Genomic DNA, 12,246 nt, shown 5'->3' with positions numbered 1-12,246 from the left:
AGATCTCGGAGGGGAGCCGCTTATTCGGTGGGGGTGGTGGCCTTCTTTGGGGCCGCCTTCTTCGCCGTGGTGGTTTTGGCGGTGGTGGTCTTCTTTGCCGTGGTCTTGGTGGCGGCTGCGGTCTTCTTGGTGGCCGTGGCCTTCTTGGCGGGAGCCTTCTTGGCGGGAGCCTTCTTCGCGGCCGCCTTCTTGCGCGGAGCGGGGCCCTTGGCGCGCTTCTCGGCGAGCATCTCGGAGGCCTCCTCGAGGCTCAGCGCCTCCGGAGTCTGGCCGCGCCGCAGCGACGCGTTCGTCTCGCCGTCGGTGACGTACGGGCCGAACCGGCCGTCCTTGATCACCAGCGGCTTCTCGGTCAGCGGGTCGACGCCCATCTCCCGCAGCGGCGGCGCGGCGGCCCGGCGCTGGCGGGTCTTCGGGGCCGCCAGCAGGGCCAGCGCCTCGTCCAGCGTGACGGTGAACATCTTGTCCTCGGAGTCCAGCGAGCGGAACTCCTCGCCGCGCTTGACGTACGGGCCGTAGCGGCCGTTGTTGGCGAAGACCTCGTTGCCCTCCGGGTCCACCCCGACGAGCCGGGGCAGGCTGAGCAGCTTGAGCGCCTCGTCGAAGGTGAGCGAATCCGGCGACTGCGAGCGCAGCAGGGAGGACTTCCGCTCGCCGCTGGCCACGTACGGGCCGAACCGGCCGGACTTGAGCAGGATCGGCTCCCCGGTGGCCGGGTCGTCGCCGAGCTTGCGCTCACCCCCGCCGCCGAGGAACAGCTCGTGCACCTTCTCCGGGGTCAGCTCGTCCGGCGCCAGCCCCTCGGGGATCGGGGCCCGGTCGCCCTGGGCGCCGCCCTCCTCGCCCTCGGCGGCCGGCGCGGGCACCTCGCCCGGCACCGCCCGCTGCAGGTACGGCCCGTAGCGCCCGACCCGGACGACGACCTCGCGGCCCTCGTCGTCGGTGAACAGCGGAATCGAGTTGACGCTGCGCGCGTCGATCTCGCTGAGGTTCTCGGTGACCAGCTTCTTCAGCCCGCCGGAGCGGGCGATGTCCTGGTCGCCGGCGCCGTTGGCGCTGCCGAAGTAGAACGCGGTGAGGAAGTCGACCGCCGCGTGGTCGCCGCCGGCGATCTCGTCCAGCTCGTTCTCCATGCTGGCGGTGAAGTCGTAGTCGACCAGCCGCGGGTAGTGCCGCTCCAGCAGCCCGATCACGGCGAACGCCAGGAAGGACGGGATCATCGCCTGGCCGCGCTTGAAGACGTAGCCGCGGTCCTGGATGGTCTGCATGATCGACGCGTACGTGGAGGGGCGGCCGATGCCCAGCTCCTCCAGCGCCTTGACCAGCGACGCCTCCGTGTAGCGGGAGGGCGGCTGGGTGTGGTGGCCCTGCGCGGCCAGCTCCTCGGCGGTCAGCGGCTGGTCCTTCACCAGGGTGGGCAGCCGCCGCTCGGCGTCCTCGGCCTCGGCGTTCTCGTCGTCGCTGGACTCGACGTACGCCCGCAGGAAGCCGGGGTCGGTGATGGTCTTGCCGGTGGCGCCGAAGTCGGCCTCCTCGCTCGCCGAGGTGACGGCGCGGATCCGCACCGAGACGCTGGAGCCGACCGCGTCGGTCATCTGCGAGGCGATGGTGCGCCGCCAGATCAGCTCGTAGAGCTTGAACTCCTCGGCGGAGAGCTCCTTGGCCACCTCGCCGGGGGTGCGGAAGTTGTCCCCCGCCGGGCGGATCGCCTCGTGCGCCTCCTGCGCGTTCTTCACCTTGCCGGTGTAGCGGCGCGGCTCCGGCGGCACGCTGCGCTCGCCGTACAGCTCGACGATCTGCCGGCGGGCCGCCGCGATGGCGGTCTCCGACAGGTTCACCGAGTCGGTACGCATGTAGGTGATGTAGCCGTTCTCGTAGAGCCGCTGCGCGGTGCGCATCGTCTGCTGGGACGAGAACCGCAGCTTGCGGGCGGCTTCCTGCTGGAGCGTCGAGGTGATGAACGGCGCGTACGGGCGGCGGCGGTACGGCTTCTCCTCGACCCGGGTGACGGTGAACGGCCGCCCTTCCAGACGGGCCGCGAGACCCCGGGCACCTCCCTCGTCGAGGTGGACCACCCCGGCGCCGGGCTTCACGCGGCCCGTCGTGGGCTCGAAGTCCTTGCCGGTGGCGATCCGGTCGCCGTTCAGCGCGACCAGGGTGGCGTTGAAGCTGCGCGGGCCCTCGCCGGCGTTGCCGACCGCCAGGGTCGCCAGGATGTCCCAGTACTCGGCGGTGCGGAAGGCCATCCGCTGCCGCTCCCGCTCGACCACGATCCGGGTCGCCACCGACTGCACCCGGCCCGCCGAGAGCTTCGGCATGACCTTCTTCCACAGCACCGGGGAGACCTCGTAGCCGTAGAGGCGGTCGAGGATGCGCCGCGCCTCCTGGGCGTCGACCAGGTCGCGGTCGATCTCGCGCGGGTTGGCCACCGCGGCCTGGATGGCCGGCTTGGTGATCTCGTGGAAGACCATCCGCTTGACCGGCACCTTGGGCTTGAGCGTCTCGACCAGGTGCCAGGCGATGGCCTCGCCCTCGCGGTCCTCGTCCGTCGCCAGGAAGATCTCGTCGACCTCCTTGGCCAGCTTCACCAGCTTGCTGATCTGCTGCTTGCGGTCGGCGGAGACCACGTAGAGGGCGTGGAAGCCGTTGTCGACGTCCACCCCGAGCCGGGCCCACGGCTCGCCCTTGTACTTGGCCGGCACGTCGGCGGCGTTGCGCGGGAGGTCCCGGACGTGGCCGAAGCTGGCCTCCACGACGTACCCCGGGCCGAGGTAGCCCGAGATCGTCTTGGCCTTCGCCGGTGACTCGACGATGACCAGACGGGTGGTTCCAGCGTTGCTCGGCACGTTTCTCTCCGACCTCACTCCTGCTCACGGCCGCCCGCGTCCCGTTCGGGCCGGCTTCGACCCGCCGATGCCCGGCGGTCCGGATGTCCAACGTAACGCGCCGTCCGCGTTTCGGGTTTCGCGGGCGGCAAACCACCCCGGCGGGGCGGTCGCCGCCGCCGCAACGCGGCCGGGGTTGCCGGACGGCGCCACCGTACACCGTGGGTAGGCCCGGAAGCGGGACACTGTGACGATGGCGGACCCTCGGCCGAGGCGCCACCCGGCCGTTTTCCGCCCCAAACCGCCCCGCCCCACCCCTACTGTCGCCGACCGGACAGCCCACCGCCACCCGGGTCGGCCCCGGCGCGGGTCACGACCGGCCCGGCGGCGACCCACCCGGACGCCAGCGCCCAGGCAGGCCCCGCGGTGACCGGCCCGGACAGCTCGGCCGCCGCACGGCGCGATCCAGCGAGGTCAGGGCCGGGCGGGCCAGGCAGTGACCGGCGCGGCCGGTGGGCGGTCGCCGACCAGTTCGGCCAGCCGGGCCAGCCGGCGACGGCCGGTGATCCGGTACGCCGGGCCGCCCGCGTCGGGTTCCAGCGGTTCCCCAGCCAGCCCGGCAGCGGCCAGCGCCGCGCCGACCGCCGCCCGGCACCCGGCGTCGGCGGTGCCGAGCCGGAGCAGGAACCCGGCCGGCTCGGCCACCCCCGCCGCGGCCAGCCAGAGCCGCAGCCGCCGCCCGTTGAGATGGAAGCCGGCGGGCGGCCGTTTCTCCGTGCCGCGCAGCCAGGCCGCCGCGAGCGGCTTCAAGGTCCGGGTGTACGAGGTGCGCACCGCGTGCCGCTCGTCCTCGGTCGCCTCCCAGCTGGCGGCGAGGCCGCGCAGCGCCAGTTCGGCGACCAGGACGTGCACCCGCCAGGCGGCGTCCACCACCACCGACAGCCGGGCGGTGCCACCCATCACCGCCACCTCGCCGGGGCCGGCGAGCAGGCCGGCGAGATCGGCGACCGACGGGTCCGCCGCCTCCGCGCCGAAGAAGACCAGTTGCCGGCGGGCGTCGTCCCGGCCGCCCTCGGCCGCGGGCGGGCCGGACGCATCGGACGGGTCAGACAGACCGGTCGAGCCGGTCTCGGCGGACGACCCGCTCCGGTCGGCCGTCGCGGTCGACCCGGCGCTCCCGGATCGACCGCCCCGCCGCCGGCCGCCACCGGCAGCCCGCCGGCCGGGCCGGCCCCGCGCGGGCGGATCCGGCTCGGGCACCGGGAACAGCGCCGGGGGCGGCTGCCCGTCCGGCGGCTCACCGGTACCGCTCAGCGACACTCCGGCACCTCGGCGAAGGCGCGTTTCAACTCCTCGGAGTTGAGCCGGCTGGTGTCCAGCGCGCTCGCGTCGTACTCCTTGTTCAGGGTGTCCACGGCGGCGCGGACGCCGTCGTAGAAGGGGCCGGCCTGGCCGGTGCTCAGCCCGTCGATGGTGTCCCGGGCCTTGCCGTACGCGTCCCGCATCTTCGCCAGCGACGTGCGGAACCCGGCGGACACCTCGGCGCCGTGCTCGGCCTCCGGGATGCCGGCCTGCTCGACCTTGCGCCGGGCCGTCTCGCTGGCCTGTTCGGCGCCACCGAAGAGCCGCACCAGGTTCTCCTTGGCCTGTGCCGGCGTGGTCTGCGCGGTCATCTGCTGGTCGGTGCTGCTGGTCAGCTTGCTGATCTCGGCCCGCCAGGGGGTCAGCGCCGAGCAGACCGACGCCGCCCAGGCTTGCGGGCTGGGGCCACCGCCGCAGCCGGCGACGGCGAGTACGAGCGTGGCCACGACCACCGTGAGCTTTCCGGCGGCTGTCGCCCGGCACGTACGCATGCGTTGCAGCGTACGGCCTCTGTCGAGGGGTGGCACCGGTCAGGCGCGGTGCCCCCGATGCTGCTCCGGCGGGGCCCGGACGGACCGGTCCCCGGCCGGCGGGCTGCCGACCGGGGACCGGGTGGGAGGTGCGGATCAGGCGTTGACCGGCTCCGGTCGCTGATCCGGGCTGCCAGCGCCGGCGTCGGTGTCCGAATCGGACATCGCGACGCCCTTGCGCTTGCTGAACACCACGGCCGCCACGATGATCGCCGTGGCCAGCACGGCGATGCCGATCCGCAGGCCGGTGTTCCGGTCGTCACCCACGCTCCAGGCCACCACGGCCGGTGCGATCAGCAGCGACACCAGGTTCATCACCTTGATCAGCGGGTTGATGGCCGGGCCGGCGGTGTCCTTGAACGGGTCACCGACGGTGTCGCCGATGACGGTCGCGGCGTGCGACTCGGAGCCCTTGCCGCCGTACGCGCCGTCCTCGACCAGCTTCTTGGCGTTGTCCCAGGCGCCACCGGAGTTGGCCAGGAACACCGCCATCAGCGTGCCGGCCCCGATCGCGCCGGCCAGGTAGGACGCCAGGGCACCCGGCCCGAGGCCGAAGCCGACGGCGATCGGCGCCAGGATGGCGAGCAGGCCGGGGGTCATCAGCTCGCGCTGCGCGTCCCGGGTGCAGATGTCGACGACCTTGCCGTACTCCGGGCGCTGGGTGCGGTCCATGATGCCGGGCAGCTCGCGGAACTGCCGGCGGACCTCCATCACCACGGCGCCGGCCGAGCGGGACACCGCGTTGATGGCCAGACCGGAGAAGAGGAAGACCACGGCCGCGCCGATGATCAGGCCGACCAGGTTGCGCGGGTTGGCCACGTTCAGCGAGTTGAGGATCTCGCCGCCCACGTCGCCCACGCCGGCGTCCGCGTAGGCGGTGCGCAGGGTGTCGGTGTACGAGCCGAACAGCGCGGTCGCGGCGAGCACCGCGGTGGCGATCGCGATTCCCTTGGTGATCGCCTTGGTGGTGTTGCCGACCGCGTCCAGCTCGGTGAGCGTCCGCGCGCCCTGCTCGTCGATGTCGCCGGACATCTCGGCCACGCCCTGCGCGTTGTCGGAGATCGGGCCGAAGGTGTCCATCGCGACGATAACGCCGACCGTGGTGAGCAGGCCGGTACCGGCCAGCGCCACCGCGAACAGGGAGAGCGTGATCGAGCTGCCGCCGAGCAGGAAGGCGCCGAAGACGCCGGCGCCGATCAGCAGCGCCGAGTAGACCGCCGACTCCAGGCCGACGCTGATGCCGGCGAGGATGACGGTGGCCGGGCCGGTCTGCGAGCTCTTGCCGATGTCCTGCACCGGGCGCCGGTTGGTCTCGGTGAAGTAGCCGGTCAGCGCCTGGATCGCGGCGGCGAGCACGATGCCGATCACCACGGCGCCGATGGCCACCAGCCGCGGGTTGCCGTCGATCGGGCTGCCGTCGGAGTTGGTGAGGCCGCCCTCGAGGCCGTCGAAGGTCGCCGGCAGGTACGCGAACGCGGCGATCGCCACCAGCACCGCCGAGATCACCGCGGAGAGGTAGAACGCCCGGTTGATCGCGGTCAGGCCGTTGCGGTCGGAGGTGCGCAGCCGGGTGATGAAGACCCCGATGATCGCGACGAGCACGCCGATGGTGGAGATGATCAGCGGGAAGACCAGACCCTCGTTGCCGAACGCGGCCCGGCCGAGGATCAGCGCGGCGACCAGCGTGACCGCGTACGACTCGAACAGGTCGGCGGCCATGCCGGCGCAGTCGCCGACGTTGTCGCCGACGTTGTCGGCGATGGTGGCGGCGTTGCGCGGGTCGTCCTCGGGGATACCCTGCTCGACCTTGCCGACCAGGTCGGCGCCGACGTCGGCGGCCTTGGTGAAGATGCCGCCGCCGACCCGCATGAACATGGCCAGCAGCGCGGCGCCGAAGCCGAAGCCCTCCAGCACGGTCGGCGCGTCGCCCCGGAAGATCAGCACGACCAGCGCGGCGCCGAAGAGACCGAGGCCGACGGTGAGGAAGCCGACCACGCCACCGGTCCGGAAGGCGATCTTCATGGCCGCCTCCCGGCCGCCCTGTCGCTCCCGCGCGGCGGCGGCCACCCGCAGGTTGGCCCGGGTGGCCAGCCACATGCCGGCGCCGCCGATGAACGCGCTGAACAGCGCGCCCACCACGAAGAAGAGCGAGCGGCCGATCTTCACAGCGGTCTCGCTGCCGTCGGTGTCGTGCACCGGCAGCAGGAAGAGCAGCACCACTGCGATGACCACGAAGATGGCCAGGGTGCGGAACTGCCGGAGCAGGTAGGCCGAGGCGCCCTCCTGGACGGCCCCGGAGATCTCCTGCATGTTGGTGGTGCCCTTACCGGCCGCCAGCACCGCCTTCGTCAGCGCGGCGGCGAAGGCGAGCGCCACCAGCGCGATCACCGCGGCGATGACGACGTACGTGACATTGGCTCCGGTGAGGGAGATCCCGCCGCCTTCGGCGGCGGCCAAGGTATCGGACATCTGTGTCCTCCTGTACCGACACTCGCGCCGGCCGGTGGAGACGCACCGACCGGCGCCTGGATGCGGACTCGCAAGCGCGCGCCAACCCACCCCGGCGGACCAGCGATGAACACCCGTTCCCGCTGGCTGCGGGATGGATCACTTGCTGACAACCCGCGTACTGTAGCCCTCTGCCGTGTCGGAGGTCACACCGAGGGGGCACCCTCCCTCGATGATCTTCGTCGCTGTGTTATGAACCGAAATCTGATATAGGAGCGGGTCCATGCCAGACAGGCCGCGCCCCGAGGTGGGGGACGCGGCCTGGAGCGGCGAATGAGCAGGTCAGCGGCCGACGGGCCAGACCATCCGGACCTCGGTGCCGATGCCCTCGTCGACCGGGCGTACCTGGAGGTCCTCGACGAAACCGGCGAGCAGCGCAAAGCCGACGCCGGTGGTGAGCGCCTCGTCGGTGAGCGCCTCGTCGGCCAGCTCGTCCGGCGGCAGCGCGGCCAGCCCGATGCCGGCCTCGATCGGCGCGCGGTCGATCACCCGCACGGCGTACTGGCCGGCGTCGGACATCTCCACCAGCACCGGGTCGGCCAGCCCGTACTGGCGGTGCAGGGCGACCGCCCGGGTGCACGCCTCACCGATCGCCAGGCGCACCTCGTCGAGCAGGTCCTCGCGTACCCCGGCCCGCCGGGCGACCGCGACGCCGACCAGGCGGGCGGTGCGGACGTGCACCGGAGCCGGCGAGAACGAGAGCCGGACCGTGGCCATCACGCGCCGGCGCCGGTCGGTCCCGCGGCCACCGCGGCGTCGACCGTGGGGTGCAGCGGGAAGACCTGGTCGAGCGCGGTGATCCGGAAGATCTTGAGCAGCGGCTCCTTGTCGCAGACCAGCGCGAACGAACCGCTGGCCGAGCGCAGCCGCTTGAGCGCGCCGACCAGCACGCCCAGCCCGGTGGAGTCGAGGAAGTCCACCCGGCCGAGGTCCACCACCACGTGGCGGGCCCCGCCGTCGATCAGTTCGAGGAGCCGCTCGCGCAGCCGGGGGGCGGTGTAGACGTCCACCTCACCGCCGACCTCGAGCACCGTGTGCTCCCCCACGGTGCGGGTCGCCAGCGACAGCTCCATCGGTCCTCCTCGCAAGAGCCGTAAACTCTCCTGGGCATCTAACCACTACCGCCGGTGCGGCCCGACGGCTCACCGGCGAAGCCTCCCCTTACCCGTCCCGCCGGCTTTTCATTTCCGAACACCAGTGCGAGAGTGCAGGTCGTGACCACCGACAGCTTCAGCTCGGCCCGTCTGACGCCGCGCCCCGACCTGAAGCCGTCGACCGCAGGCACCGTATCCGCTGGGGTCGGGCCAGCGCCGGTTGAGCTGCTCGGGCGGCTGCGCGGTCGGCATCCGGCCGACCCGGTCACCCACGTCGAGCGGGTGCCGGCCCGGCCGGGCGTGCCCGCGCCGTGGCCGGAGTGGGTCCCGGCGGACCTGCGCGCGGCGTTCGCCCGCCGCGGCGTGATCGCGCCGTGGCGGCACCAGGCCGAGGCGGCCACCCTGGCGTACGACGGCCAGCACGTGGTGGTGGCCACCGGCACCGCGTCCGGCAAATCGATGGCGTACCAGCTGCCCGCGCTCTCGGCGCTGCTCGCCGACCCCCGGGCCACCGTGCTCTACCTGGCGCCGACCAAGGCGCTCGCCGCCGACCAGCTGCGCGCCGTCGCCGAGTTGGAGCTGGCGGGGGTACGCCCCGCCTGCTACGACGGGGACACGCCGCGCGCCGAGCGGGAGTGGATCCGGCGGCACTCCCGGTTCGTACTGACCAACCCGGACATGCTGCACCACGGCATCCTGCCCGGGCACGCCCAGTGGTCCGGGTTCCTGCGCCGGCTGGCGTACGTGGTGGTCGACGAGTGCCACACCTACCGCGGCGTGTTCGGCTCGCACGTCGCGCACGTGCTACGCCGGCTGCGGCGCCAGTGCGCGCGCTACGGACGTACGCCCGTCTTCGTGCTGGCCTCGGCGACGGCGGGCGACCCGGCGACGGCGGCCGGGCGGCTCACCGGCCTGCCGGTGGCCGCCGTCACCGAGGACACCTCGCCGCGCGGCGGGGTGACCTTCGCGCTCTGGGAGCCGCCGCTGCTGCCCTCGGCCGACACCTCGTCCGACGCGGTGGACCTCGCGCCGGTCCGCCGGTCGGCGCTGCGGGAGACCGCGGACCTGCTCGCCGACACGGTTGCCGAGGGGGTCCGCACGCTCGCCTTCGTCCGGTCCCGCCGGGGCGCCGAGGTGGTGGCGGCCAACGCGCGCCGGGCGCTGGACGAGGCGGTGCCGGGGCTCGGCGACCGGGTGGCCGCCTACCGGGCCGGCTACCTGCGCGAGGAGCGGCGGGAACTGGAACGGGCGCTGCTGCACGGCGAACTGCTCGGGCTGGCCTCGACCAACGCGCTGGAGCTGGGCGTCGACCTGATCGGCCTGGACGCGGTGCTGATCTGCGGTTACCCGGGCACCCGGGCCTCGCTGTGGCAGCAGGCCGGGCGGGCGGGGCGCTCCGGGCTGGAGGCGCTCGCCGTGCTGGTGGCCCGGGACGACCCGCTGGACACCTACCTGGTGCACCATCCGGAGGCGGTGTTCGGTGCGCCGGTGGAGGCCACCGTGCTCGACCCGGCCAACCCGTACGTGCTCGGGCCGCAGCTGGCCTGCGCGGCGGTCGAGGCCCCGCTGACCCCGGCCGACCTGGCGCTCTTCGGCGACGGGGCGAAGGAGGCGGTGGACGCGCTGGTCGAGGCGGGAGCGCTGCGGCAGCGCCCGACCGGCTGGTACTGGCGGCACCGGGAGCGCCCCGAGGTGGACCTGCGCGGCGAGGGCGGCGCTCCGGTCTGCGTGGTGGAGTCGGCGACCGGGCGGCTGCTCGGCACCGTCGACGGCGGCTCGTCGCACTTCCTGCTCCACCCCGGCGCGGTCTACCTGCATCAGGGCGTCTCGTACGTGGTGGACGAGCTGGACCTGGCCGACGGGTGCGCGCTGGTGCACCCGGAGGAGCCGGACTGGTCCACCCACGCCCGTGACGTGACCTCGCTGTCGGTGGTGAGCGTCCGCTCCTACGTCGACGCCGGGCCGGTGGGGCTCTTCCTCGGCGAGGTGGACGTGACCAGCCAGGTGGTCTCCTACCAGCGGCGCCGGATCGCCACCGGCGAGGTGATCGACACCCGACCGCTGGACCTGCCCGCCCGGGAACTGCGCACCGTCGCGGTCTGGTTCACCCTGTCGCCGGAGTCGCTGGTCGGGGCCGGGGTGGAGCCGGCCGAGGTGCCGGGGGCGCTGCACGCCGCCGAGCACGCCGCGATCGGGCTGCTGCCGCTGATGGCGACCTGCGACCGGTGGGACATCGGCGGGCTCTCCACCGCGGTGCACCCGGACACCGAGGCGCCGACCGTCTTCGTCTACGACGGCCACCCGGGCGGGGCGGGTTTCGCCGAGCGGGCGTACGGCACGGCGGCGGCCTGGCTGCGGGCCACCCGGGACGCGATCGCGGAGTGTGGCTGCGAGGCGGGCTGCCCGTCCTGCGTCCAGTCGCCGAAGTGCGGCAACGGCAACAACCCGCTGTCCAAGCCGGACGCGATCCGGGTGCTCGACGTGGTGCTGGCCAACCTGCCGTCCTGAACCGGTGGCATGAACCCGCCGTTGGCGGGGCACTACTTGGGAGCGCGACCAGCAGATAGCGCTCGGCGCCGCGCTCGCCGCGCTGGCCCAGGCGGAGCGGCTGGAGCAGATCAACGAGCGGCTCCGCGGCATCCACCAGGTGCTCAACAGTTGGGCGTTGCGCGCCACCGTGGACGGCGGCTGCTGACCTCCGTTTCCTCGGTCGGCTGTCGCGGTTCCGGGCGGCGGAGGCGACCGGGCTGTGCGAGACTCCGGCGGATTATCGGTGAGGAGACATGATGCAGCCCGACAACCTGCAGGCCCAGCAGCAGTTCCACATCCGCCAACGGGTGCGGATGATGGTCAACCAGTACGAGGTCCACGCCGTGGCGCCGGACGGCTCCGAGGGCGGCCTGCTGGCGTTCGCCCAGCAGAAGCGGCTCGCCTTCAAGGAGCAGGTGACCATCTACACGGACGACTCGAAGCAGCAGCCGCTGCTCGGGTTCAAGGCCCGCCAGCGCCTCGACCTCGGCGCCACGTACGACGTGACGGACGCCGCCGGCACACCGATCGGCACGTTTCGCAAGGACTTCGCCCAGTCGCTGCTCCGCTCCACCTGGCACGTGGAGCAGAACGGACTGCCGCAGGTCACCGGCCAGGAGCGGAGCCTGCCGGTGGCGCTGCTGCGACGCTTCGTCGACTCGCTGTCCTGGCTGCCGTACCACTTCGACTTCACCGCGAACGGCCAGCCGGTCTTCACGGTGGTGAAGAAGTGGGGCCTGCGCGACCGGTACGTGGTCGAGATCCAGCACCCGCAGATCGACCGCCGGCTGGTCATCGCGATGGCCGTCGCGCTCGACGCCCTCCAGGCCCGCTGACGCCCGGCGCCCGGGGCGCGGGCAGTCGCTGACCCGCCCCGGGCACCACCCGGTCTGAGCTGCGCGGACCCCGGCGAGTCGCCCGGCACGAGCCGACCGGCCCGACTCGCCGGTCACCCTCGTACCGGCCCGGCTCGTGCGCTGACCCTGGCGACACGGGTCAGGCCCGGTAGCGGCGCGACGGTCACCTCCGCCGTGACCAGGACGTCCAGGCCGTCGAGCCGGCAACCGACCAGGCGCCCGCCGTTGGCGGCGGCGATCTCGGCCGCCCGTCCGCAGGCCGCCACTGCCCCGTCGAGCGCCTGGCCCGCGCCGCCGAGCGCGGCGAAGTCGGCCGCCACCCGGGCCTGCTGCCGGGCCGCCCGGGCGCTGGCCACCGCCGCGCCGAACAGGCCGACCACCACGAACACCAGCCCGACGGCGAGCAGGCAGATCGTTGCCCCGCCCCGATCGCCGGCCCGGTCGGCGGTCCGACCCCGCAGCCGAACCCGGCGACGGGCGGACACGCGGGTCGCTGAGCGTCCAGCTCCCCGCCGGCGGATACCGGGGACCTCCTCGGCAC

General features: G+C 73.4%; 9 protein-coding genes. 2 read left to right on the top strand and 7 right to left on the bottom strand.

The features are described 5' to 3' along the window. Window positions 1-20: 20 nt before the first annotated feature. The 6 genes from topA to FHX32_RS11550 form a co-directional block, all read right to left on the bottom strand. On the bottom strand, window positions 21-2,846 hold the full coding sequence (gene topA, locus FHX32_RS11575) for a type I DNA topoisomerase (RefSeq protein WP_167180916.1): 2,826 nt from the start codon (window positions 2,844-2,846) through the stop codon (window positions 21-23). 453 nt (window positions 2,847-3,299) lie between these two features. Beyond that, on the bottom strand, window positions 3,300-4,145 hold the full coding sequence (locus tag FHX32_RS11570; RefSeq protein WP_486481005.1) for a hypothetical protein: 846 nt from the start codon (window positions 4,143-4,145) through the stop codon (window positions 3,300-3,302). After that, window positions 4,136-4,678, bottom strand: coding sequence for a hypothetical protein (locus FHX32_RS11565; protein WP_167180914.1), 543 nt, complete (start codon window positions 4,676-4,678; stop codon window positions 4,136-4,138). The genes FHX32_RS11570 and FHX32_RS11565 overlap by 10 nt, the downstream gene beginning before the upstream one ends. Window positions 4,679-4,813: 135 nt before the next feature. Beyond that, complete coding sequence (locus tag FHX32_RS11560) at window positions 4,814-7,186, bottom strand: sodium-translocating pyrophosphatase (protein ID WP_167180912.1); 2,373 nt, start codon at window positions 7,184-7,186, stop codon at window positions 4,814-4,816. A gap of 321 nt (window positions 7,187-7,507) precedes the next feature. Further along, window positions 7,508-7,945: an ATP-binding protein gene (locus FHX32_RS11555; RefSeq protein WP_167180910.1), complete on the bottom strand. Its 438-nt coding sequence runs from the start codon at window positions 7,943-7,945 to the stop codon at window positions 7,508-7,510. Then, on the bottom strand, window positions 7,942-8,298 hold the full coding sequence (locus FHX32_RS11550; protein WP_167180908.1) for an STAS domain-containing protein: 357 nt from the start codon (window positions 8,296-8,298) through the stop codon (window positions 7,942-7,944). Before FHX32_RS11550 ends, FHX32_RS11555 begins: the two co-directional genes overlap by 4 nt. 132 nt (window positions 8,299-8,430) lie before the next feature. Here FHX32_RS11550 and FHX32_RS11545 point away from each other — a divergent pair, with 132 nt between their 5' ends. After that, window positions 8,431-10,827 carry a DEAD/DEAH box helicase gene (locus FHX32_RS11545; protein ID WP_486481004.1) on the top strand — a complete coding sequence of 799 codons (2,397 nt, stop codon included), beginning with the start codon at window positions 8,431-8,433 and terminating at the stop codon, window positions 10,825-10,827. A 278-nt stretch (window positions 10,828-11,105) separates the two neighbouring features. Next, window positions 11,106-11,684: an LURP-one-related family protein gene (locus FHX32_RS11540; RefSeq protein ID WP_167180906.1), complete on the top strand. Its 579-nt coding sequence runs from the start codon at window positions 11,106-11,108 to the stop codon at window positions 11,682-11,684. Between the two features lie 113 nt (window positions 11,685-11,797). Here FHX32_RS11540 and FHX32_RS11535 read toward each other — a convergent pair whose 3' ends face one another. Next, window positions 11,798-12,190, bottom strand: coding sequence for an Rv3654c family TadE-like protein (locus tag FHX32_RS11535; RefSeq protein ID WP_486481003.1), 393 nt, complete (start codon window positions 12,188-12,190; stop codon window positions 11,798-11,800). Window positions 12,191-12,246 lie beyond the last annotated feature (56 nt).

This window comes from Micromonospora sp. CNZ280, assembly GCF_011759515.1.
This window is presented reverse-complemented; position numbering and strand designations above follow the sequence as displayed.